Below are 22,185 nucleotides of genomic sequence, written 5' to 3' on the forward strand. Positions count from 1 at the left end.
ATCTTAGTCGCCCGGCCCCCACCGGGTCTGTGGCCGGATCGCAACCGGTACCCCCTTCCCGGCGTCGACCCCGCGGAGCAGACTGGGGGTGTCGGAGCGCCGCCGGGTCCGCGCGGCGGCCGGGGAGGAGAAGACCCCGATGGCCGAGATGACGACATGCCTCTGGTTCGACGGCACGGCACGCGAGGCGGCCGAATTCTACTGCTCCGTGTTCCCCCGCTCGCGGGTGACGTTCGTGGACACCAGCCCCGTCGACACGCCGGGGCAGAAGGCCGGGGAGGTGGCGCTCGTCGAGTTCGAGTTGGACGGCCGGCCGTTTATCGGACTCGACGGCGGGCCGGGGGTCGAGTACACCAACGCGATGTAGCTCGAGATCCGGTGCACCGACCAGTCCGAGATCGATCACTACTGGAACGGCCTGCTGGCCGGCGGTGGGCGGGCACTCCAGTGTGGATGGCTGATCGACCGCTACGGGGTGCGCTGGCAGGTCGTCCCGGTGTTCCTCTATGACGTGTGGCGCTCGGGCGACGGTGAGGCCGCGCGCCGCGCGTTCGCCACCATGATGGACATGGTCAAGCTGGACCTCGAGCCCCTGGAGGCCGCCGCCCGGGCAGGCTGAACCGCCTCCCCGGGCGCTGCCGGTCCTACAGGCCGGGGCGCTTGCCGATCGTCAGCGTGACCTCGCCGGTGTGGGCGAAGAAATCCTCGCCCTTGTCGTCCACGACGATGAACGCGGGGAAGTCCTCCACGTCGATCTTCCACACCGCCTCCATGCCGAGCTCCTCGTACTCGATGACCTCGACGTGCTTGATGCAGTCCTGCGCCAGGCGGGCCGCCGGGCCACCGATGGACCCCAGGTAGAAGCCACCGTGGGCCGCACACGCGTCCGTGACCTGCTTGGAGCGGTTGCCCTTGGCCAGCATGACCATGGAGCCGCCGGCGGCCTGGAACTGCTCGACGTAGGAGTCCATGCGGCCGGCCGTGGTGGGGCCGAAGGAGCCCGACGGCATGCCCTCGGGGGTCTTGGCCGGGCCGGCGTAGTACACCGGGTGGTCCTTGAGGTACTGCGGCATCTCCTCGCCGGCGTCGAGGCGCTCCTTGATCTTGGAGTGCGCGATGTCGCGGGCCACGACCAGCGGGCCGGTCAGCGACAGGCGGGTCTTGACCGGGTGCCTGCTCAGCTCGGCGAGGATCTCCGGCATCGGCTTGTTCAGGTCGATCCGCACCGCGGCGCCCTTGCCAGTGCCCGAGATGCCGTCGGTGGCGGCATCCAGCTCGGCGTCGGTCGTGGCGGGCAGGTACTGGCCCGGGTTGAACTCGAGCTGCTCCAGGAACACGCCCTCGGGGGTGATCTTGGCCTTGGCCTGACGGTCGGCGGAGCAAGACACGGCGATCGCGACGGGCAGCGAGGCTCCGTGCCGGGGCAGTCGGACCACGCGCACGTCGTGGCAGAAGTACTTGCCGCCGAACTGGGCGCCGATGCCGATCTTCTGCGTGAGTTCGAAGACCTTCTCCTCGAGCTCGAGATCGCGGAAGCCGCGGCCCGTCATGGCGCCGGAGGTGGGCAGTTCGTCCAGGTAGTGGGCCGAAGCGAGCTTAGCGGTCTTGACCGTGTACTCGGCCGAGGTGCCGCCCACGACGATCGCGAGGTGGTAGGGCGGGCAGGCAGCGGTGCCGATCGAGCGGATCTTCTCCTCGATGAACTGCATCATCCGCTCGGGGTTCAGGATCGCCTTGGTCTCCTGGTAGAGGAACGACTTGTTGGCGGACCCGCCGCCCTTGGCCATGAACAGGAACTTGTAGGAGTTCTCGTGGCCGGGAGTGGTGTCGGCGCCGATCTCGATCTGGGCCGGCAGGTTGTGGCCGGTGTTCTTCTCGTCCCACATCGTCAGCGGGGCGTTCTGCGAGTACCGGAGATTGAGGCGGGTGAACGCGTCGTAGACGCCGCGCGAGACGGTCTCCTCGTCGGGACCCTGGGTGAGTACGCGCTGGCCGCGCTCGCCCTTGACGATCGCCGTGCCGGTGTCCTGACACATGGGTAGGACGCCACCGGCGGCGATGTTCGCGTTCTTGAGCAGATCCAGGGCGACGAACTTGTCGTTGTCACTGGCCTCCGGGTCCTCGAGGATGCTCGCGACCTGCTGCAGGTGGTCACTACGGAGGTAGTGGGAGATGTCGTGCATCGCCGTCTCGGTGAGCAGACGGATGGCCTCGGGCTCCACACGCAGGAACGTCGTCCCGTCCGGACCCTCCACGGTGGATACGCCCTCGGTGGTCAGGAGGCGGTACTCCGTGGTGTCCTCCCCGATCGGGAGGAGGTCCTCATAGACGAACTCGGCCATTGACGCTCCTGGATTCTCGAACGGGTAAAACCACCGTTCAGGATAAGCGTCAGCGGGCGCAGGTCAGAATCGGGTGTGGATGAGGGGCACGAAGGTGTAGCCGCCGTGTTCGGTGATCTCGATCCGGCCCCCGACGCGGCGTACCCGGTGCATGACCTCGTTCCACGGCGCCACCATGATGCCGCCGTCGGCCAGCTGGTCCATCAGCTGAGCGGGTGCGTCCTCCGCCATCGCCGAGACGAGGATGCGGTCGAACGGCGCCAGCTCCGGGAGGCCGAGTGCGTCAGACGAGGCCCGGTGCACGGAGACCCACGGCTGGTCGATCGCCTCGCGGGAGCGCTCGACCAATTCGGGGATGCGCTCCACCGCGAAGATGCGGGAGTCGGCCCCGCCGAGTTCGCCGAGGATCGCCGCCGTCCACCCGCTTCCGGAGCCCACGTCCAGGGCGCGCATCCCGGGGAACGGCTCGAGGAGGTCGAGCATCGCGGCCACCGTCGACGGCTGGGAGTTGGTCTGGCCGTACCCGATGGGCAGCGGACGGTCACTGTCGTGGAACTCGGCGACCTCGGACGGCAGGAAGCGGCGACGATCCTGGGCGCTCATGGCCTCCGCGATCGATTCCTGCTGCATTGCTCGGCACTCCCTCCCGACATCGGTCCCTGTGATGAGCCAGTCGGCGGTCGCGCGCCCGACTCAGTTCTCGCCCAGGACGCGTGTCTCCCCTTCAGGGTCGAGGTCATCTATCGGGTCGTGGCGCTCCGCATCCGGCTCGGCGTCGGCCGTCCCGGCTTTCTCGTCGACGTCAGGTCGTTCGGCTGCAAGTTTGTCGTCGAGGTCGTGGTGCTCCTCGGCAGGGATCCACGTCTCGGGGGCCTCAACGGTGAGGTCCTCGCCGTCAGTGGTGATGACGTCGGCGTCGAGCCCCTCGCTGCCGTCGAGGGTGTTCTCGTCATGGTCGCCGACCGTGTCCGGGTCGTAGTCGCGTTCGCGGTCGTCCTCATGCTCGGTGTCCATGCTCGTGAGTCTGGGGCAGTCCGCGTCTGTTCGCATCCGCTCGAGGAAAGCTCAGGCGTGTTCCGCCCCACAAACGTCCTGGTAGTCAGGTTAGGCAAGCCTGAATTTTGCCCCACGGCGAGCCATGTGGTTAAGGTGAGCCTAACCTTCCGCCAATGTCTGGAGCGAAATGAAGCTAATCCCCAAGATCGTCGCCGCCGCCGCCGCGCTCGCGTTGACCGGCGGTGCACTGACCGCCTGCGGTTCCTCGGACGCGCAGTCCGACGGCGCCGAGAGTGAGGGGCCGAGTCGCGTCGTGCTCACCAGCCATGCTGCGGCAAACACTCTCGACGAGCTCGATCTTGAGGACAACGTCATCGGTCTGACCAAGACCGGCGTGTTCCCGGATGCGCTCTCGACCTACTCAGGCGATGAGTTCACGGATGTCGGCAGCCTCAAGGAGCCGAAGATGGACGTCATCGCCGAGCTCGGGCCCGATCTCATCCTCTACGGGAACCGCACCCTTGCGATGGAGCCCGAGTTCGCCAAGATCTCCGACCAGGTCGTGGCCGGCGACCCCGACACCTCGGACACGATTGCCTCCAACCGCGCCAAGGTCGAGGAGATCGCCGGGCTGTTCGGCGCGGAGGACGCCGCCTCCGACAAACTCGCCGAGATCGACGACCAGGTCGCCGCGACCCGTGGCAAGGCCGAGAACGCCGGCACCGCGCTGGTCCTCATGACCTCCGGCGGCAAGGTCACCGGATACGGCCCGGGCTCGCGCTTCGACCTCATCTACAACGAGCTGGGCATGGAGCCCGTCGCCGGCAACCTCGAGACCGAGGGTAGCCACGGCGCCCCGCTCAGCTGGGAGCAGATCGCCGAGCTGAACCCCGACCACGTCTTCGTCATCGATCGTGACGCCGCCATCGGCTCGGAGGGCGAGGCCGCCACCGCGCTGCTCGACAACGCCGTCTTCAACCGCACCGCGGCTGCTACCAACGGCAACGTCCACATCCTCGACGGCCAGAACTGGTACCTCGTGGGCGGTGGCCTGGGCGTGCTCAACTCGATGATCCTCGAGATCGACAACGCCGTCTCCTGACGGCCGGAGAACACGCCCAAATGACAACGACCGCGCGTGAGAGCCGGTCACAGCGATTCTCGCTGTGGCCGGCCTTCGGCGTCCTCGCGCTCGTCATCTCGCTCGTCGCGAGTGTGTTCGTCGGCGCCGCGAACATCACCGTCTGGGACGTACTCACGGGCGGTCTCACCGAAGCGCACGCCGTCTACCTGGTGGAGGCCCGCCTTCCTCGAACGGCGGCCGCAGCACTGGCCGGGGCCTCGTTGGCCATCGCAGGTCTGCTCATGCAGTTGCTCACCCGGAATCGATTCGTGGAGCCGTCGACGGCCGGCACCGTCGAATCCGCGGGGCTCGGGCTGGTGCTGGTCGCCATTCTCGCCCCCGGGGCGCCGATCGTCGTCAAGATGCTCGCCGCGATGCTCTTCGCGCTGGGCGGCACCGCTCTGTTCCTCGCAGCGATCCGTCGGGTCCCGACGTCGGACACGTTTGTCGTGCCGCTGATCGGGATCATGCTCGGCTCGGTGATCGGCGCGGTCGCGGCGTTCCTCGCGATGACCCGTGACCTGCTGCAGATGCTCAACTCCTGGATGTTGGCCGACTTCTCCGCCGTGCTCGCCGGGCGGTACGAGTTGCTCTGGCTCGTCGCCGGGCTGGGCGTGATCGCCTACATCGCCGCCGACCGGTTCACCGTTGCCGGCCTCGGCGAAGACGTCTCGACCGGACTCGGGCTGAATCACCGTACGGTCGTCGCGTTGGGGATGGCCATCGTCGCCGCGGTCGCCGCTGTCGTCGTGGTGACCGTCGGTGCGCTCCCGCTGCTGGGGCTCGTCGTCCCGAACGTCGTGTCCCGTCTCGTGGGTGACGACGCCCGGCGCGGTCTGCCTCTGGTCGCGATGCTCGGTGCAGTCACTGTTCTCGTCTGCGACATCGTCGGCCGGTCTCTCCCGGGGCTGTTCACGGACGGCGCTCCCGGTGCGGGCGAGATCCCCGTCGGGACCATCGTCGGAGTCCTGGGCGGGGCGGTCTTCCTGGCGATGATGCTCAAGGGGGTGCGCAATGGCTGACTCCGCAACTCTCGTCGCCCCGCCCGAGGGCCGGGCCCCTGTGCGTACACGGGCGGAGTCCGATCGCCGTCGACGCTGGGCCGTCGTTGTCGTGTGCGCAATGCTGGCGGCCGCGTCCCTGACGGCGCTGGTCCTCGTCGGTCTACCGGATACGGTCGGCTCCAAGGCCTGGAGCTACTCGCTCGACCGACTGTCACGCCATGCCGTGGCGATCGTCCTCGTCTCGGTCGCCGTCGGCGTGTCCACCGTGCTGTTCCAGACCGTCACGGGAAATCGGATCCTCACCCCGGCATTGATGGGCTTCGACTCGCTGTATCTGCTCATCCAGACGCTGCTGGTGTTCTTCATGGTGCCGCGCGATGCCGCGATCATCGGCGGCCTCACCAGCGGCGGACTGTCCGGCTTCCTGTCGCAGACAGCGATCATGGTCATCGCCTCGACCTCGCTGTACCTCTGGCTGCTCGGTGGCCGCAGGACCGACATCCACCTGCTGCTTCTCGTCGGGGTGGTGTTCGGGGTCTTCTTCCGCTCGGTCTCGTCGTTCTTCCAGCGGCTGCTGGATCCGGCCGCCTACCTGCAGGTGCAGGACGCTATGTTCGCCAGCTTCCGCGGCGTCCAGGTGGATGTGTTGATCGCCTGTGCCGCGATCGTCGTCGCCGGCCTCGCGGTGGTGATGATGCTCGGTCGTCGCCTCGACGTCATGCTTCTCGGCCGGGACCCCGCGGTTGCGCTGGGCGTCAACCACCGCCGGGTCACGGTCATCGTGCTGGTTGTGGTGTCGTTCCTCGTCTCGGCATCGACGGCACTGATCGGCCCGGTGATGTTTTTCGGACTCATCGTGGCGAACGCGGCCTACGCCCTGCTGGGTACGACCCTGCACCGTTTCACCCTCCCCGTGGCCTGCTTGCTGGGCGTGATCGCGCTGGCCGGCGGCGAGCTGGTACTCGGCGTCCTCGGCGTGGAGTCCGCGCTGAGCATCATTATCGAGTTCGTCGGTGGATTGCTGTTCCTGTTCCTGCTCCTGACCAACCGCGCTCGCTGAAAGTGAGGCACATCATGTCCCTTCTCCCGTTCCGACGCCGCGACGACCGTTCCGGTGGCCAGTGGGTACAGGGCTGCGGCATCGAGACGCAGTCGGTCTGTTCGTCGTACGGCGACACGCAGGTCCTCCACGACGTGACGGCGTGTTTCGCCCAGGGTGGGGTCACCTCGCTCATCGGACCGAACGGGGCCGGCAAGTCGACCCTGCTCGGCGTGATGAGTCGCCTGCAGACCGCGGACAAAGGCCACGTCCTGGTCGACGGCGTGGACGTCTCGAAGAACGCCGGGCGCGAGCTTGCGCGCCGCCTCGCGGTGTTGCGCCAGGAGAACTCGATGGCCATCCGACTCACGGTGCGTGAGCTCGTCGGGTTCGGCCGCTTTCCGCACAACGGCGGGCGCCCCGCCCCTGACGACATCGAGCACGTGGAGTACGCGCTGTCGGCGATGGAGCTGGAGGAGTTCGCCGACCGCTATCTCGATGAGCTGTCGGGCGGTCAGCGTCAGCGGGCGCACATCGCGATGGTCCTGGCCCAGGACACCGACTACGTGTTGTTGGACGAGCCGCTCAACAATCTGGATCTCCGCCACGCAACGTCGATCATGCGACTGCTTCGTCGGACCGCGGCCGAGCGCGGCAAGACCATCGTGCTGGTCATCCACGACATCAACATCGCGGCCGCCTACTCGGACCGGATCATCGCGATGAAGGAGGGGCGGATCATCGCCGACGGCGCGCCCGCCGACATCATGCGAACCGACGTCCTGGGTGAGGTGTACGACATGGATATGCAGGTCACGCAGGTCGCGGGCCGCTATGTCGCGCTGTATTTTGACGGGGAGGACGAGGCGGCCGCCCCCGATGTGGCCGTGGTCAGCGCCTGACCGGGCGAGCGGGTGCGCGCGACGGTCGTGTGTCGATAGGCTGACGCAACCGACCCGCATCTCACGGGCTGTCCATCCACGGGAGGAGCCCGAGCCCATGGCCCCGTCCTCTGTCGTCACGCTCGTTCTGGCCGGCGGTGCCGGCTCGCGGCTGCGTGCGCTCACCAGGGACCGCGCCAAGCCCGCCGTCCCGTTCGGCGCCGGCTACCACCTGGTGGATTTCGCACTGAGCAATGCGGCGAACTCCGGATTCCGGGACGTCTGGGTGATCCAGCAGTTCCATCCCGTGTCGCTCGGCGCCCACCTGCGCAGCGGCCGCCCGTGGGATCTGGACCGTCTCGACGGGGGACTGCTGGTCCTGCATCCGTCGCAGGGCACCGGCCGCGACGGGTTCCACTCCGGTACGACCGACGCGCTGTGGAAGCAGGTCGAACCGCTGCGCAGGGCGGCGCCCGAGGTGACCGTCGTGGTCAGTGCGGACGCGGTGTACCGCCTGGACTACGACGCGATCGTGCGCGATCACCTGGCGTCGTTCGCGGAGGTCACGATGGTGACCACGCGCGTGGATCCGCGCGATGCCGGTCGGTACGGGGTGGTGGAGGTCGACGACGACGGCGCCGTCACCGCTTACAGTCACAAACCCGAGGACCCGTCCTCCGACCTGGTCTGCGCCGAGATCTTCGTCTTCAACACCGCGGCCCTGATCTCCCGGCTCGAGGCCGCCCATGAGGAGGCTCTCACCGCCGGGGACGGCGATCCCGGGGATCTCGGGGAGAACGTGCTGCCGGCGATGGTCGCCGCCGGGCATGCGCGTCAGTGGCGGCACGACGGTTACTGGCGCGATGTGGGCACGGTCGCGTCGTACTGGGCCGGCCACATGGACCTGTTGGGGGAGCCGCCTGTCCATGAGCTCGACGTTCCGGGATGGCCGCTGCGGACGGCGTCGTCGTTCAGCGGGCCGGCCAGGACGGGGCCACAGGCGGAGGTCACCCGATCGCTCCTGGGGCGCGGAGCGGTGATCCGCGGCACGGTGGAGCACTCCGTGATCGGACCCGGGGCGGTCGTCGAGCACGGCGCGGTGGTCCGCGACAGCGTCATCCTGCCCGGGGCCGTGGTGCGGGCCGGTGCCCGGGTGGAGACCGCGGTGGTCGATTCCGGGGTCGAGGTCCCGGTCGACGCCCGGATCGGTGAGCACCAGGCCGATGCGGACGAGGCGACAGTGCAGGTCGCGCTGCTGTGGCACGCCCAGGACGGTCCGCGTCCGAGTGGGTTCACCGTGCGTGCGGGCGAGATGGACCCACCCGACGACGAGGACCCACGCACCTGAACCGTGGGGGCGACCGCCCCGGGCACCCGGGCAGCTGAACGTGAGGTGACTTCGGGGCGGAAAGGACCGCGCGGCGCTAGGCTCGCGGCCATGCGATTCGGACTGTTTCTTCCCCAGGGCTGGCGGCTCGACCTGGTGGACGTCCCGCCCGCCGGGCACTGGCCCGCTATCTCGGAGCTCGCCGCGCGGGCCGACTCGGGCCCGTGGGAGTCCGTGTGGGTCTATGACCACATGCACACCTCCCCGCTGACCCGGACCGAGGCGACGCACGAGGCGTGGAGCCTGATGTCGGCGCTCGGGGCGGTGACCTCCCGCGTCCGCCTGGGGCAGATGTGCACCTGTATCGGGTACCGGAACCCGGCGATGCTGGCGAAGATCGCGGCGACCGTCGACGTGATCTCGGGCGGCCGCGTCGAGATGGGGGTCGGCGCCGGGTGGTACGAGCACGAATGGCGGGCCTACGGCTTCGGGTTCCCGTCCGGCGGCGAGCGGCTGGCCATGCTCGACGAGGGTGTCCGGATCATGCTCGACGCGTGGTCGGACGGTGTCGCCTCCCTGCACGGCGACCACTACCGGGTGGACGGTGCCATCGTGCAGCCCCGACCCCTGCAGGAGGGCGGCATCCCCCTGTGGATCGCCGGTGGCGGGGAGCGGAAGACCCTGCGGATCGCGGCCCGTCACGCGGACTACACGAATTTCGACGGCACCCCGGACGGGTTCGCCCACAAGTCCGAGGTGCTGCGGGGCCACTGCGCCGACATCGGTCGAGATCCGGCGGAGATCACCCGCACCGCGAACTACAACGTGGCGATCGGCGAGACCGAGCGGGAGGTCGCCGACCGGCTCGCGTTCATCCACGATCGGATGGCCCGCCACGTCGGTGTCGAGGAGGCCGACCGGCAACTGGGCGCCTATCAGGGATTGCCGGCAGTGGGTACCCCCGAGCAGATCATCGAGAATCTGGCCGGGCTCAGGGCGCAGGGGATGGAGTACGGGATCTTCTACTTCCCGGAGATCGCCACCGATACCTCGGGACTCGAGCTGTTCGAACGGGAGGTCATCCCGGCCCTGAGCTGAGTCACCGCCCGTCGATCCGCCTGACCGAGAGCAGACTCCCGATGAGGAATGCCGAGTACGAAGAACTGCCCCCCGAGGCGATCCTCGATCACGTCGCGGCGGGGATGCACATCATCTCGCCGATCCAGAACGGCGCACCGCCCGCCCTGTTGCGCGCCCTGGACGACGGGGCCGACCGGCTGGAGGACGTGACGATCCATCACATGGACCCGTGGGAGTCCCTGCCCTTCATGGAGGGTGCGTACCCGGGGCGGCTCCGGCACGTCGACTACTTCCTGGGGCCCGGGTCGCGGAAGAACTTCCATGACGGTCACTGCGACCTCGTGCCGGTCGACTTCGCCCAGGTTCCCGCGACGATGCGGGAGTTCTCGCCGCCGGGGCTGGCGATCACCACGGTGTCGGAGATCGACGAGCACGGCTACTTCTCGATGGGAACCAACGCCGACTACGTCGCGTCGTTCATCGGTCAGGTTCCGTTCTTCGTCGAGGTCAACGCCAACATGCCCCGCACGTTCGGCCGCAATCACATTCACCTCTCGCAGGTCGTGGGGGTGACGCGTAACGACGCACCGATGATCACCGTCGAGCCGCCGACCCCGGGCGAGGTCGACGACACGATCGCCGCCCTCATCGCCGAGCAGGTCCCCGACGGCGCGTGTCTCCAGCTCGGGGTGGGCAAGCTGCCCAACGCGTTCCTGTCGAAGCTGACCGGACACAAGAACCTCGGCATCCACACCGAGGCGCTGTCCGACGGGGTGATGGACCTCGTCGAGGCCGGGGTGATCGACGGGTCCCGCAAGACCGGGCACCCGTTCAAGCATGTGACGACGTTCGCCGTCGGATCCGGGCGGCTCATGAGCTGGCTGCACGACAACCCGTCCGTCGCGATGCTGCCGGTGGACGTCGTCAACGACCCCCGGGTCATCGGGCAGGAGCGCAATCTGTACTCCGTGAACGCCACCAGCGAGGTCGATCTGTACGGGCAGGCGGCGTCGGAGACGATCGCGGGACACTACTGGTCGGGCGCCGGGGGTCAGGCCGACTTCGCCCGCGGTTGCCGGTTCTCTCCCGGCGGTCGCGGGTTCATCGTCACGCCGTCCCAGACCTCCAAGGGGGTCAGCCGCATCACCCTGTCGCTCACGCCGGGCAGCCCGGTGACCACGCACAAGAACATTATCGAGAACGTGGTCACCGAGTACGGCATCGCCTCGCTGCGGGGCAGATCGGTGGCGGACCGGGCCGCCGCCCTCATCGCCGTCGCGCATCCCGACCACCGCGATCGGCTGAGCCGGGAGGCGCGGGACGCAGGTCTGACCCGCCGGGCTCTCATCTGAGCCGGGCGTTGACGGGCACCGGCCGTCGGTAGTCCGGTAGCGCCCCGCGGCGGTCGGGATTAGGTTCCGGAGGCACTGAAGACCCTGCACGAACAGTGACCCGGAAAAGGAGACCGCCATGGATCCCGTGATCTGGATAGTTATCGCGGTGATCGCGTTGATCATCGTCATCGCGCTCATCGCTCTGGCCGCCCGGAACAACAATCGGAAGAAGCTGACGGAGGCGTCGGAACTTCGTCGCGACGCCCGTCAACGCGAGAAGAGGCTGGATCATCAGGAGGCCGCCGCTCGCGAGCAGGAGCACCGGGCAGGCGCCGCCGAGCAGGAGGCCAGGGCCAAGTCCGCGGAGGCGGACATGCTCCGCGCCGAGGCCGACCACCGCCGTGGGGCCCTCGACGAGCAGAAGAGCGACGTGCGGAGGATGGAGCGCACCGCGGAGAAGCTCGATCCCCGCCACCGGGCTGACGACGAAGCCCGGCTCGGTGACCGACTCCGCGATCGGGGCGCCGGCCCGGGCCACGACCAGGGGCGCCACCGCGTACGGACCGACGGCGCCGACGATCCGCTGGAATCGGGCGCGGGCGCGGGGATCAGTGGACCGGGCGCCGGCCCGGACGGCCGCCGGGCCCCGGGTCCGCTCGATGATGCGCCCGGCCATATCGATCCGGACGCACCTCGACGCTAGGAGGCCGCAGGCTGGTCGGTCGTCTCGTCGGAGGAGGCGGCCGACCCGCTCCAGGCCTGTGTCAGGCCGGTACGGCCCGGCGCGACCGGCCGCCGAACAGTGGCTCGTACAGCGCGCCTGCGATGAGCGCGCCCACGATGGGTGCCAGCCAGAACAGCCAGAGCTGTCCGGGGGCCCCGTCCCCGTTGAAGAACGCCACGGCAGTGGAACGGGCCGGGTTGACGGAGGTGTTGGTGATCGGGATAGAGATGAGGTGGATGAGGGTGAGGGTCAGGCCGATGGCGGCCGGCGCGAACCCGACGGGAGCACGACGGTCTGTTGCGCCGAGGATCACCCATACGAACAGGGCTGTGAGAACGATCTCGATGATCAGCGCGGAGAGCAGGCTGTACCCGTCGGGGGAATGGGCGCCGTAGCCGTTGGCCGCCATCCCGCCGGTGGCCTCGAAACCGGCCTTGCCGCTGGCGACCACGAAGATCAGCGTGCCTCCGAGCAGTCCGCCCACCACCTGGCTCACGATGTAGAGCGGAAGTCGCGACCAGGGCAGACGTCCGGACATCGCGGCGCCGACGCTGACGGCGGGATTGAAGTGGGCACCCGAGATGTGGGCGACGGCGTAGGCGCCGGTCAGGACGGTGAGGCCGAAGGCCAGTGCGACGCCGAGGTAGCCGACCCCCACGGGGACGAGCGCACCGGCCTCGCCGTCGGCGACCTGGATGGCGGCGAAGACCGCGGTGCCGCACCCTCCGAGGACGAGCCAGAACGTGCCGATGAGTTCGGCGGCCACGATCGCGGGAGTGGACGGTGGTGTTGGGTCGGACATGCGTCGGATTCCTCCTCCTGGAAGTCCCGGGCCACTGCCGGGCAGCGCTGTCACCGCGACGTCGCTGATAACAGAACGCTAGACGGCCGGCCGGGCTGCGGAGGTCGGAACGACGATCCGCGGGTCCGCCACGTTCGGAAGAGCGCCGCGATGGGGGAGTGCAGCACGGGCCGCTGTCAGTCGGACAGCAGATCGGGGAGCACCCGCCCCGCGGGCGCGCGGAGGTGGACGTCCACCTCGCGGCCCAGGCCGGAGGGGCCGGGATTGACCTCGATGACGGGTATGCCTGTCTCCGCGGCGAGCGCGGGCAGTGACGCGGCGGGATGGACGAGGCCCGACGTGCCGACGACGACGACAGCCGAGGCCCCGGTGACGGCGGACACCGAAGCCTCCCACGCGGCCGACGGCAGCATCTCACCGAACCACACCACACCGGGCCTGGCCCGCCCGTCGCCACGGGGGCAGCGGGGCGGTTCGAGGTGATCCACCGGCGCCGCCGACGGCGGGCCGGGGTCCATCGGTTCCCCGCAGGTGTCGCAGCGGTGCGCGAACAGGCTGCCGTGGATGTGGTGGACCACCGTCGAGCCGGCGCGCTCGTGTAGATCGTCGACGTTCTGGGTGACCACCACGACCTGGCGGTGCCTCTCGGCCCGGGCGACGGCGATATGGCCGGCATTGGGTGGGGCCGTGGACACGAGATGTTCGCGCCAGCGGTACCAGGCCCACACCCTGTCCCGGTCGTGTAGCCAGGCCTCGGGCGTCGCCAGTTCGGTGGGGTCATAGCGCTCCCACAACCCGGTCTGGGCGTCGCGGAAAGTGGGTACTCCGCTCTCGGCGCTCATACCGGCGCCGCTGAGAACGACGAGAGGCCCGCCGCCCGAGAGGGCGCGGCGGGCCTTGCTCAGCGCGGCACGGGACTCCTGTGTGTCCGGGGTGTCAGTGCTCATCAGCGCAACGGGACCGGCCCTCGACCGGGGCGGCGACGATCCGGTCTCAGCCGACGAACGCGGATCCCACGGTCGGGAACGGCACGCAGTTCACGTCTCCACCGCCCTCGAGCTTGGTGGTGACACCACCCTGAAGGACCATCAGCACGTGGCCGGGGCCGGTGTCCGCGACGCCGTTGAGCGTGGCGGGGCCGCCCTCGTTGATGCCGTTGTAGGTCAGGACGGTCGAACCGTGACGGCCGTTGTGGATGTTGACCCAGTCCACGGTCATGGGCTGCACCTGGTGCTCGGCCACACCCTCGGTGCCCAGCGCGGTGAACACGAAGCCCAGCTGGCTCTGCGGGACACCCGGGAGCGGGAGGTCGGCCGGGCCGGGGATGGCGGTCGCGGCCCCCACGGCGGTCTGCTCGCCACCGATGCAGTTCTGCATGATGGTCGGATAGGCGAACTGCGCGATGACCGGGCCGTTCTCCGGGAGCGGGGTGCCGGGCTCGCCGGTGCCGCGGAAGAACCCGACGAGACGCAGGATCGTGCCGCGGGTGTCCTCGGGGATCCACTGCTGCTCGGCCAGGCCCTCCATGGCCTGCAGGACGGGCTCGGTCGGGCGCCCCAGTTCGTCGAGCGACTGTGCGCTGGCGGCGGCGGGTGCGGCCAGGCCCATGGCCATGGCGGCGACGGCGCCGATGCCGAGGGTCCGGAACGAGGTCCTGAGCGAGTGGCGGATCACTGGCGAGTCCATTCTTCGGATGAGGCGGGCGGACCGGTCGGCGGAGACGACCAGTCGACCGCTCGATGTTCTCACAATGCCCCCTGATGTGGACACCGGGGAGGTGGTGACGTGCTCGGTCTGGGGCCAGTGTTGCAGATGGGGCGTGTGTTGTAAATAACAGTCAGACCATGCGGCGGGTCCTCCGGGTGCCGCTGACGTGCGCACGGAGACGACCGGCGCGACGTGGCCGGGCCTCGGCGGATATAACACGGGGGCATGCAGCGGGTAATGTGGGTCCGCACGCGCGGCCTGTCCGGACGCGCCTGTGGATCTTGCGGAGCGAATCCGCCGATTCCCGTCATGCGCCCGGCGGTGTACAGCCGACCCGGCGCCGAACGCCCCTGAGGGAGAACCCAGCGTATGGCCCTGACCGAGTTCCGTAACGTCGCCATCGTGGCGCACGTCGACCACGGCAAGACGACTCTCGTCGACGCACTGCTGCGTCAGTCGGGGGCGTTCGACGAGCGGGCGGAGCTGGTGGACCGCGTCATGGACTCCGGCGACCTCGAGCGCGAGAAGGGCATCACCATTCTCGCCAAGAACACCGCCGTGCGTCGGCCGGGTGCGGGCGCCGGTGGCGGGGATCTCGTCCTCAACATCATCGACACCCCCGGTCACGCCGACTTCGGTGGCGAGGTCGAGCGTGGACTGTCGATGGTCGACGGCGTGGTGCTGCTCATCGACTCGTCCGAGGGGCCGCTGCCGCAGACCCGGTTCGTGCTCCGGAAGGCGCTCGGCGCGTCGCTGCCCGTGATCATCGTGGTCAACAAGACCGACCGCCCGGACGCGCGTATCGACGAGGTCGTCGAGGAGGCACAGGACCTGCTGCTGGACCTGGCCGCTGATCTCGAGGACCCGGCCGCCCAGGCCGCGGCCGAGCACGCGCTCGAGCTGCCCGTGGTGTTCGCCTCCGGTCGTGCCGGCAAGGCGTCGACCACCCAGCCGGCGAACGGCCAGGAGCCGGACGGCGAGAACCTGGACGGTCTCTTCGAGCTCCTCTACGACGTCATCCCGGCCCCGAAGGGCGACGTCGAGGCCCCGCTCCAGGCCCACGTCACCAACCTGGACGCCTCCAACTTCCTCGGCCGCATCGGCCTCGTCCGTATCCACAACGGCCGTCTCCGCAAGGGGCAGCAGGTGGCATGGATCCACAACACGCCGGACGGTGAGCAGGAGACCAAGACGGTCAAGATCTCCGAGCTGCTCAAGACCGACGGCGTGGAGCGGGTCCCGACGGACGAGGCCGTGGCCGGCGACATCGTGGCCGTGGCCGGCATCAGCGAGATCATGATCGGCGACACTCTCGCCGACCCGGACAACCCGGTCGCGCTGCCCGCCATCACGGTCGACGAGCCCGCGATCTCCATGACGATCGGCGTCAACACCTCGCCCATGGCCGGCCGGAACGGCGGCAACAAGCTGACCGCCCGGATGGTCAAGGCCCGCCTGGATCAGGAACTGGTCGGCAACGTCTCGCTCAAGGTGCTCGACACCGAGCGTCCCGACGACTGGGAGGTCCAGGGGCGTGGCGAGATGGCACTGTCCGTCCTCGTCGAGACCATGCGTCGTGAGGGCTTCGAGCTCACCGTCGGCAAGCCACAGGTCGTCACCAGGACGATCGACGGCAAGCTGCACGAGCCGTTCGAGCACATGACGATCGACGTGCCCGAGGAGCACCTCGGTGCGGTCACCCAGCTCATGGCCGCCCGCAAGGGCCGCATGGAGCAGATGAGCAACCACGGCAGCGGCTGGGTCCGTATGGAGTTCACCGTCCCCGCCCGAGGCCTCATCGGGTTCCGCACCATCTTCATGACCGAGACCCGGGGCTCGGGCATCGCCAACTCGGTCTCCGCCGGGTACGAGCCGTGGGCCGGCGAGATCCGCGCCCGCCACACCGGCTCGCTGGTCGCGGACCGCTCGGGCAAGGCCACCACCTTCGCATTGCTGGGTCTGGCCGACCGCGGCGACTTCTTCATCGAGCCGGGCGCCGAGGTCTACGAGGGCGTCGTCGTGGGCGAGAACCCGCGGTCCGAGGACATGGACGTCAACATCACCAAGGAGAAGAAGCTCACCAATATGCGTGCGGCGAGCTCCGACGCCACGGAGACCCTCTCCAAGCACCGCAACCTCAGCCTCGAGGAGGCCATGGAGTTCTGCGCGGGCGACGAGTGCGTCGAGGTGGCCCCCGAGGCGATCCGCGTACGCAAGGTCCTGCTCACCGCCACCGAGCGTGCCAAGGCCCGCAGCCGCTCCAAGGCGCGCGACAAGTAGTCGGCGCACCGAGGGGGCACACGTGACCACGAGGGGGGCGTCAGGGCGCCGCCGGGCCACCGCGGGACTGGCCGCGGCGGCGGCCCTCGTCGTCGTCACGGGGTGCGTGGCCGACCCGCCGCCACCCACGGTCGTCGGCGGCGAGGAGGGCTCCGGCTCCGGTACGGACGTCAGTCTCACCGCCGGCGGACTCCTCCTCGCCCTGGACCGTGTCGAGAGCGGCTTTAACCCGCACCTCCTCGCCGACCAGGGCGTCGACACCGACCTCGTCGCGGCCCTCCTGCTGCCCAGCGCGTTCGTCCCCGGGCCGGACGGCGAGCCGGTTCTCAACCGCGACCTGCTGGTCTCGGCGGCGCCACTGCCCGAGGCGCCGGCCACGATCCGCTACACGATCGACCCCAAGGCCCAGTGGTCCGACGGAGTGCCTGTGGCCGCCGAGGACTTCGAGTACCTGTGGCGCCAGATGGTCACCCAGCCCGGGGTCGTCGACCCGGCAGGATACGAGCGGATCGTGGCGGTCCGCGCCGGCGCCGGCGGCAAGGTCGTGGACGTGCTCTTCGATTCGCCGCCCGAGCACTGGCGGACCCTGTTCGCCGACCTCCTGCCCGGGCACATCCTCAAAGACGCCCCCGACGGGTTCCAGGGGGCGATGGCGGGACTTCCGGTCATGAGCGCGGGCCCGTACATGATCCGCGCCGCCGACCTCGGCCGCGGGGAGATCGAGTTCGTCCGTAACGACCGCTTCTGGGCGCGGGCGCCGGAGACCGGCCAGATCGTCGTCCGGCGCGAGAGCGGCCCCGGTCAGCTGGGGGCGGCCCTGCGGGACGGCCCCGGGGTCATGGCCATGGTGGCCGACGCACCGGTCGTCGCCGACGTGTCCGCGACGATTCCGGGCGTCACCGACACGACGGTCACGGCCTCGGCGCAGCTCGAGCTCGCGTTCAACACCATCGCGCCGGCGGTCTCGAACCCCGGGGTCCGCCGGGCCCTGGCCGCGGCGATCGACCCCGAGGTGGTGGGCCGGATCGTCACGGGTGAGGCATCCCCACAGATCACGTCGTTCCCGTTCCCGGCCGACGCCGCGACCACCGCGACCTCGGACGACACGGTCACCGAGTCGGAACTCACCGCCGCCGGATACGTCCGGGACGGGGGCCGGTGGCAGCTCGCCGGCACGCCGCTGACCGTGACGCTCGGTGTCGAGGCCGCGGATGACCGGGCACGTACCGCCGCGTACACGCTTGCCGACCAGCTCCGCGGAACCGGGGTAGGGGCACACGTGTGGGAGCTCGAGCCCAGCGAGCTCTACGCGGACGTCCTGCCGCACGGCCTCGTCGATGCGGTGGTGGGCTGGCAACCCGTGGAGGGTGATGCCGAGGTGGCCGCCGTATCGCGCTTCGCCTGCGCGGCAGGGCGCCAGCCGGCCGCGGCCGGGTCCGGGTCCGCGACCCAGACGGAGGCTTCGCCCTCGCGGCCCCGTACCACGGTGTCGAGCCTGGTGCCGCCCACCTCGACCACGATGACCCCTGCGCGCCCGGGCCGGGCCCCGGACAGCGAGGCCACCGGGACGGAGGAGGCGGGGACGACGACCACACCCACGACGCCGGCGCGCACGCTCGGAATCGATGCCCCGGCGCGCGCCTCGGACACCGCCGGCCTGTGTGATCCCCGTATCGACGGTGCGCTCGGGGTCGGCCCGGGCGACGGGGTCGACCTCGTGGAGGCCGGGGATCTGGTCGCGGAGCAGGCCGTCCGCGTTCCGCTCGTGCGGCCGACGATGCTTCTGGCTGATGATGGGGTCGAGCTGTCCGGTCGGTCGTCCGCCGGATCATCCCCGGACGACGCCGCCGGGGCGCGGGTGCCCCTGACGGTCACCGACGTCTTCGATACCGCACCCACCTGGAGGAGGACCGGATGACTCCGACGGCCACGACCCCGCCGGCAGCGGGGATCCGCGCACTGTTCGTCCATGCGCATCCCGACGACGAGGCGATCACCACCGGCGGCACCATCGCGGCCCTCGTGGCCGCCGGCGCCGAGGTCTGCGTGATGACGTGCACCCTCGGCGAGGAGGGCGAGGTCCTGGGGGAGAGGTTCGCGGGCCTCGTCTCCGACCGCGCCGACCAACTGGGCGGGTACCGCATCAGCGAACTGGCGACCGCGCTGCGGGCGCTGGGCGTGGGCCGGCCCCGGTTCCTGGGAGAGGCCGGCCGGTGGCGTGATTCCGGAATGGCCGGGACCCCCGCGGCCGAGCATCCGCGCGCGTTCGTCGGATCCGGGGCGGAGGCGGTGGCCGCCCTGGTCGCCGTGATCGATGAGTTCCGACCGCACCTCGTCGTGACCTACGACCCGCGCGGTGGCTACGGGCATCCCGACCACATCCGTGCGCACGAGGTCGTCCACGCGGCGGTCGCCGAAGCGACGCACCGGCCGACCCGGCTCGCCTGGACCGTCACCGCGCGGTCCGACGTCTCGCGGGAACATCCGGACCCCCCGGCACACCTACGGCACGCCCACGCCGACGAACTGCCGTCCGTCGCCGACTCCCGGCTCACCCACCGGGTGCCGCTGGACGAGAGCGCATATGCGGCCAAGCTCGAGGCGCTCACCGGGCACGCCACCCAGCTCGAGTTGGTGCCGACCGTGGACGGCGACCCCTGGTTCCTGGCACTGACCAACGGCGTACTGCAGCCCGTGGCACAGGCCGAGTGGTACATCGGCCACGATCTCGACGAGCGCGGGGAGAACTACGACCGGTGTGCGCCGGGCGTCGCCCACCTGCTCAGCGGGCTGGGGCGGGACGCGTGACCGCGCCCGTGGTCGGCACCGGCGGGCGGGCGGCGTCAGGCGTCGAGCTGGCGGGGGCGCTGGCCCTGCTCGCGGCGGGAGCGGTGACCGGGTGCGTTCTCGCCGCGGCGTGGCTGACCCTGTACGTGGGCCCCGTCCCGTTCCCCATCACGGTCCTGGTCGCCGGTGCCTGGTCGCTGGTGCTGGTCCGGGTCGCCTCGATGTGGTCGGACCGCAAGCCTGTCGCGGCCTTTCCGGCCCTGGTGTTCATCCTCACGCTGATCGCGCTCGACATGGGTCCCGGCGGCGACATGCCGGTGCCTCTCGGTCTGCGAGGCCTCGCCCTGCTGGTGTTCGGTGGGCTCATCCCGCTGTGGGTGGCCGCCTACGGCCGCTCAGTGTCGGCGGACACCCATCGAGGGTGAGGTTCGGCCGGCGTCCTCGGGGGCGCCCTCGTACTGCCACACGTCCGTGATCCCGGGGGTCAGCGCCTCGGCGAGCGCCCAGACCTCGTCGGCATCCATGTCCATGACGGAGTAGCCCCCGGCCCCCGCCGGGGTGGCCGCGGTGACCGTCGCGACCCTCGCCGTGCGCTGGAACACCGACTGGCTGACGGTCCAGGCGATGATGCCGTCGGATTCGAGGACCGTGCGCTTGGCGCCCCACGACCCGTGCGAGGACACCAGTGTGTCTGACAACAGGGCGTGCCCTAGCATGCGGATCCGGTCGATCGACAGCAGGATGAACAGGACGAAGGCCGCGGGGATGCCCCATCGCACCCACACATCCGCGGACGGCCCCGAATCGATGCGGATGAGGATGAGCAGGGCCGCGACCACCCAGAACGGCATGAGCCCGCGGGTGATGCGTCGGCGGGCCGCCTTCCACGGGTGCCGGCGCAGCCGCACGGTCACCGGAGTCTCGTCGCCGAGGATGCGCGTGGCCACGCGCCGGACGTCCTTCATCGGCGCCTGGGGCAGCAGCGTCGACGCCTTGCCACCCGACTTGGTGCCGGTCATGATCGGCTCGAGTCGGCCGCCGCCGATCATCCGCAGGTAGATCGGCGCCCGGACCTCGACGCCGCGCAACCGCGCCTTGTCGAGCGCCTGGTGCTTGCGACGTAGGATGCCGTTCTGCACATAGAGCACGGACCCGCGCTCGGTGAGGGCGTATTTGCCGTACCGGATCGCGTAGGTGATGATCGCCAGGACGCTGGCGACCAACCAGATCGCGATGCCCTTGCCCACCATGGCGAACGGCTCACCGAGCGAATCGAGCCAGGCGATGGTCCCCTCGACCACGGCCAGGTCCATGATGCGCTGGTGCATGTCGCCCATCTGCCACGTGATCAACCACAGCGACATCAGGACACCGAACCCGATGAACGAGAACGGGGCGAACCGGGACCAGGTGACCCGCCAGCGGGCGATGTCCTCGCCATACTTGGAGCCCCACTGCTCCTCGTCCTCGATGCCGAGCGACGGGTCGAGCGCACGACGATGCTTGAGGAGCTCGTCGCGCAGCGGCTCGACGTGCGCGGTGTCGATCGCGTTGAGCCGGAATCGTTCGGCACCGGACTTCCCGGCGTCGGACCGCCCTGTGCCGACCTCCACGATCGATACCCGCATGACCCGGTGGAAGAGGTCCGATTCGGTGTCCACACTGCGGATCCGGTTGCGGGCCACCGTCACCACCTGGCGGCTGAAGAAGCCCTTCCTGAGGATGATGTGGGTCCGGCCGACCTGGTAGCTCGTCGACAGCCAGCGCAGCACGCCCGCCAGGACGACGAGCGAGATGATGATGAACTCGAACCAGTAGTTGCTGCGGTTCGACCCCAGCCACAGGGAGATCAGGAACAGCGGCGCCAGCCGGGTCAACGATCCCAGCGGGTCGACCAGCAGCATCCGCCACGACAGGCGCTCCCACGGCGCTTCCGGGTCGACTGCCTCCGCGACGGGCTCGCTCCCGGACGCGGGCGCGGCGTCGGACCCGGCGTCGGCTCCGGGGGACGTGGACGGTTCCGGGCGGGAGCCCTCGTCGTCGTCGCCCTCGACCCGGGTGACCACCGTCGGCATGTCATCGACGGCGGTGGGGTCCCCGCCGCCTGGTGCGGTCACGTCCCGTCCTCCGTGTCCAGGTTCGCGATCGCGATGAGGTGCTGCGCCAGCGCCTCGGCGTCCGCCACGGCCAGTCCGCGGATCTCGACCGTGCCCTGCGCGGAGGCGGTCGAGGCGTTGACGGTGGCCAACCCGAACCACCGCTCGAACAGGGTGCGCGTGGTGTACACCGTCTGCAGGCGCACCAGCGGAGCGATCCGGAACTGCGTGGTCCACCAGCCCTTACGCGAACACACCGCGGTGTCCGAGACGTCCCAGCGCGCCACGACGTAGCGCCACCACGGCGCCACAACGATGGCCATGAACGCGAACGGGATGGTGGCCGCCAGCGCCACCCAGTTCCAGAACCCCATCACGTTCTCGCCCCAGAAATACCAGGCGACCTGCAGGCCGGCCAGGATCGCCCACGACCAGATGCCCTCGATGATGAACAGGAACGGGGTGCGTTTCTCGATCCGGTGGCGGGGCGCCGAGATGAGAATCCGGTTGGAGGTCAGCAACTCGTCGCCGGTGTCCACCTCCACGGGGGCGTCGGGCAGACGCGCTGGCTCGCGCAGTGCGTGCGCGCCCCCTGTCACGGAGGGCGGGCTGGCGACCAGTGGGTCACCGTTGGCGCGGAGAGCCTGGGCGGGTTCGGACATG

General features: G+C 69.8%; 20 protein-coding genes and 1 pseudogene. 13 read left to right on the forward strand and 8 right to left on the reverse strand.

The features are described 5' to 3' along the window. Window positions 1-148: 148 nt before the first annotated feature. Window positions 149-619 (forward strand): annotated as a pseudogene (locus ACWIE7_RS01710) (VOC family protein). 25 nt (window positions 620-644) lie between these two features. On the opposite strand, the gene ACWIE7_RS01715 reads toward ACWIE7_RS01710, so the two are convergent. The 3 genes from ACWIE7_RS01715 to ACWIE7_RS01725 all read right to left on the reverse strand — a co-directional run bounded on the left by ACWIE7_RS01715 (window position 645) and on the right by ACWIE7_RS01725 (window position 3,356). After that, window positions 645-2,342 carry a fumarate hydratase gene (locus tag ACWIE7_RS01715; protein WP_454068443.1) on the reverse strand — a complete coding sequence of 566 codons (1,698 nt, stop codon included), beginning with the start codon at window positions 2,340-2,342 and terminating at the stop codon, window positions 645-647. Between the two features lie 63 nt (window positions 2,343-2,405). Next, on the reverse strand, window positions 2,406-2,972 hold the full coding sequence (locus ACWIE7_RS01720; RefSeq protein ID WP_452100724.1) for a protein-L-isoaspartate O-methyltransferase family protein: 567 nt from the start codon (window positions 2,970-2,972) through the stop codon (window positions 2,406-2,408). Between the two features lie 63 nt (window positions 2,973-3,035). Beyond that, window positions 3,036-3,356, reverse strand: a complete 321-nt coding sequence (locus tag ACWIE7_RS01725; protein ID WP_452100723.1) for a hypothetical protein — start codon at window positions 3,354-3,356, stop codon at window positions 3,036-3,038. A gap of 169 nt (window positions 3,357-3,525) precedes the next feature. Here ACWIE7_RS01725 and ACWIE7_RS01730 point away from each other — a divergent pair, with 169 nt between their 5' ends. The 8 genes from ACWIE7_RS01730 (at window position 3,526) to ACWIE7_RS01765 (ending at window position 11,829) form a co-directional block, all read left to right on the forward strand. Next, a complete protein-coding gene (locus ACWIE7_RS01730; protein ID WP_452100722.1) occupies window positions 3,526-4,440 on the forward strand; it encodes a siderophore ABC transporter substrate-binding protein in 915 nt (304 codons plus the stop codon). A 20-nt stretch (window positions 4,441-4,460) separates the two neighbouring features. Then, a complete protein-coding gene (locus ACWIE7_RS01735; RefSeq protein WP_452100721.1) occupies window positions 4,461-5,483 on the forward strand; it encodes an ABC transporter permease in 1,023 nt (340 codons plus the stop codon). Beyond that, the gene (locus tag ACWIE7_RS01740) at window positions 5,476-6,525 is read left to right on the forward strand and encodes an iron chelate uptake ABC transporter family permease subunit (protein WP_452100719.1); all 1,050 of its coding nucleotides are present in this window, start codon (window positions 5,476-5,478) and stop codon (window positions 6,523-6,525) included. The genes ACWIE7_RS01735 and ACWIE7_RS01740 overlap by 8 nt, the downstream gene beginning before the upstream one ends. A 14-nt stretch (window positions 6,526-6,539) precedes the next feature. After that, window positions 6,540-7,406 carry an iron ABC transporter ATP-binding protein gene (locus ACWIE7_RS01745; RefSeq protein ID WP_452100718.1) on the forward strand — a complete coding sequence of 289 codons (867 nt, stop codon included), beginning with the start codon at window positions 6,540-6,542 and terminating at the stop codon, window positions 7,404-7,406. Window positions 7,407-7,503: 97 nt separating this feature from the next. Continuing rightward, entirely contained in the window at window positions 7,504-8,733 is a 1,230-nt protein-coding gene (locus ACWIE7_RS01750) for a glucose-1-phosphate adenylyltransferase family protein (RefSeq protein WP_452100717.1), read from the forward strand. A 90-nt stretch (window positions 8,734-8,823) separates the two neighbouring features. Beyond that, window positions 8,824-9,810 carry an LLM class F420-dependent oxidoreductase gene (locus ACWIE7_RS01755; protein WP_452100716.1) on the forward strand — a complete coding sequence of 329 codons (987 nt, stop codon included), beginning with the start codon at window positions 8,824-8,826 and terminating at the stop codon, window positions 9,808-9,810. A 41-nt stretch (window positions 9,811-9,851) separates the two neighbouring features. Beyond that, window positions 9,852-11,144, forward strand: a complete 1,293-nt coding sequence (locus ACWIE7_RS01760) for an acetyl-CoA hydrolase/transferase family protein (RefSeq protein WP_452100714.1) — start codon at window positions 9,852-9,854, stop codon at window positions 11,142-11,144. Window positions 11,145-11,262: 118 nt separating this feature from the next. Next, entirely contained in the window at window positions 11,263-11,829 is a 567-nt protein-coding gene (locus tag ACWIE7_RS01765) for a hypothetical protein (protein WP_452100713.1), read from the forward strand. A 61-nt stretch (window positions 11,830-11,890) separates the two neighbouring features. On the opposite strand, the gene aqpZ is transcribed toward ACWIE7_RS01765, so the two are convergent. The 3 genes from aqpZ to ACWIE7_RS01780 all read right to left on the reverse strand — a co-directional run bounded on the left by aqpZ (window position 11,891) and on the right by ACWIE7_RS01780 (window position 14,326). Continuing rightward, a complete protein-coding gene (aqpZ, locus tag ACWIE7_RS01770) occupies window positions 11,891-12,652 on the reverse strand; it encodes an aquaporin Z (RefSeq protein ID WP_452100712.1) in 762 nt (253 codons plus the stop codon). A gap of 176 nt (window positions 12,653-12,828) precedes the next feature. Next, the gene (locus tag ACWIE7_RS01775) at window positions 12,829-13,599 is read right to left on the reverse strand and encodes an SIR2 family NAD-dependent protein deacylase (protein ID WP_452100710.1); all 771 of its coding nucleotides are present in this window, start codon (window positions 13,597-13,599) and stop codon (window positions 12,829-12,831) included. Between the two features lie 46 nt (window positions 13,600-13,645). Further along, window positions 13,646-14,326 carry an Rv1157c family protein gene (locus ACWIE7_RS01780; protein WP_452100759.1) on the reverse strand — a complete coding sequence of 227 codons (681 nt, stop codon included), beginning with the start codon at window positions 14,324-14,326 and terminating at the stop codon, window positions 13,646-13,648. A gap of 402 nt (window positions 14,327-14,728) precedes the next feature. Between ACWIE7_RS01780 and typA the strand changes: the two genes are divergently transcribed. From typA to ACWIE7_RS01800, 4 genes are read left to right on the forward strand one after another with little or no spacing between them, the layout of a single operon-like run. After that, a complete protein-coding gene (typA, locus tag ACWIE7_RS01785; RefSeq protein ID WP_452100709.1) occupies window positions 14,729-16,639 on the forward strand; it encodes a translational GTPase TypA in 1,911 nt (636 codons plus the stop codon). A 22-nt stretch (window positions 16,640-16,661) separates the two neighbouring features. Beyond that, a complete protein-coding gene (locus ACWIE7_RS01790; protein WP_452100708.1) occupies window positions 16,662-18,557 on the forward strand; it encodes an ABC transporter substrate-binding protein in 1,896 nt (631 codons plus the stop codon). Then, a complete protein-coding gene (mshB, locus tag ACWIE7_RS01795; RefSeq protein ID WP_452100707.1) occupies window positions 18,554-19,447 on the forward strand; it encodes an N-acetyl-1-D-myo-inositol-2-amino-2-deoxy-alpha-D-glucopyranoside deacetylase in 894 nt (297 codons plus the stop codon). Before ACWIE7_RS01790 ends, mshB begins: the two co-directional genes overlap by 4 nt. Next, window positions 19,444-19,851 carry a hypothetical protein gene (locus tag ACWIE7_RS01800; protein ID WP_452100706.1) on the forward strand — a complete coding sequence of 136 codons (408 nt, stop codon included), beginning with the start codon at window positions 19,444-19,446 and terminating at the stop codon, window positions 19,849-19,851. The genes mshB and ACWIE7_RS01800 overlap by 4 nt, the downstream gene beginning before the upstream one ends. Here the strand turns inward: ACWIE7_RS01800 and ACWIE7_RS01805 are convergent. Continuing rightward, a complete protein-coding gene (locus ACWIE7_RS01805; protein ID WP_454068444.1) occupies window positions 19,822-21,543 on the reverse strand; it encodes a PH domain-containing protein in 1,722 nt (573 codons plus the stop codon). The genes ACWIE7_RS01800 and ACWIE7_RS01805 overlap by 30 nt on opposite strands. Then, window positions 21,540-22,184 carry a PH domain-containing protein gene (locus ACWIE7_RS01810; protein WP_452100704.1) on the reverse strand — a complete coding sequence of 215 codons (645 nt, stop codon included), beginning with the start codon at window positions 22,182-22,184 and terminating at the stop codon, window positions 21,540-21,542. Before ACWIE7_RS01810 ends, ACWIE7_RS01805 begins: the two co-directional genes overlap by 4 nt. Between the last annotated feature and the right edge of the window lies 1 nt (window position 22,185).

Source organism: Dietzia sp. NPDC055343, from assembly GCF_053645265.1.

Coding starts and splice junctions, on each gene's coding strand:
- ACWIE7_RS01715 (WP_454068443.1), bottom strand. CDS start 2,342: ATGGCCGAGTTCGTCTATGAGGACCTCCTCCCGATCGGGGAGGACACC.
- ACWIE7_RS01720 (WP_452100724.1), bottom strand. CDS start 2,972: ATGCAGCAGGAATCGATCGCGGAGGCCATGAGCGCCCAGGATCGTCGC.
- ACWIE7_RS01725 (WP_452100723.1), bottom strand. CDS start 3,356: ATGGACACCGAGCATGAGGACGACCGCGAACGCGACTACGACCCGGAC.
- ACWIE7_RS01730 (WP_452100722.1), top strand. CDS start 3,526: ATGAAGCTAATCCCCAAGATCGTCGCCGCCGCCGCCGCGCTCGCGTTG.
- ACWIE7_RS01735 (WP_452100721.1), top strand. CDS start 4,461: ATGACAACGACCGCGCGTGAGAGCCGGTCACAGCGATTCTCGCTGTGG.
- ACWIE7_RS01740 (WP_452100719.1), top strand. CDS start 5,476: ATGGCTGACTCCGCAACTCTCGTCGCCCCGCCCGAGGGCCGGGCCCCT.
- ACWIE7_RS01745 (WP_452100718.1), top strand. CDS start 6,540: ATGTCCCTTCTCCCGTTCCGACGCCGCGACGACCGTTCCGGTGGCCAG.
- ACWIE7_RS01750 (WP_452100717.1), top strand. CDS start 7,504: ATGGCCCCGTCCTCTGTCGTCACGCTCGTTCTGGCCGGCGGTGCCGGC.
- ACWIE7_RS01755 (WP_452100716.1), top strand. CDS start 8,824: ATGCGATTCGGACTGTTTCTTCCCCAGGGCTGGCGGCTCGACCTGGTG.
- ACWIE7_RS01760 (WP_452100714.1), top strand. CDS start 9,852: ATGAGGAATGCCGAGTACGAAGAACTGCCCCCCGAGGCGATCCTCGAT.
- ACWIE7_RS01765 (WP_452100713.1), top strand. CDS start 11,263: ATGGATCCCGTGATCTGGATAGTTATCGCGGTGATCGCGTTGATCATC.
- aqpZ (WP_452100712.1), bottom strand. CDS start 12,652: ATGTCCGACCCAACACCACCGTCCACTCCCGCGATCGTGGCCGCCGAA.
- ACWIE7_RS01775 (WP_452100710.1), bottom strand. CDS start 13,599: ATGAGCACTGACACCCCGGACACACAGGAGTCCCGTGCCGCGCTGAGC.
- typA (WP_452100709.1), top strand. CDS start 14,729: ATGGCCCTGACCGAGTTCCGTAACGTCGCCATCGTGGCGCACGTCGAC.
- mshB (WP_452100707.1), top strand. CDS start 18,554: ATGACTCCGACGGCCACGACCCCGCCGGCAGCGGGGATCCGCGCACTG.
- ACWIE7_RS01810 (WP_452100704.1), bottom strand. CDS start 22,184: ATGTCCGAACCCGCCCAGGCTCTCCGCGCCAACGGTGACCCACTGGTC.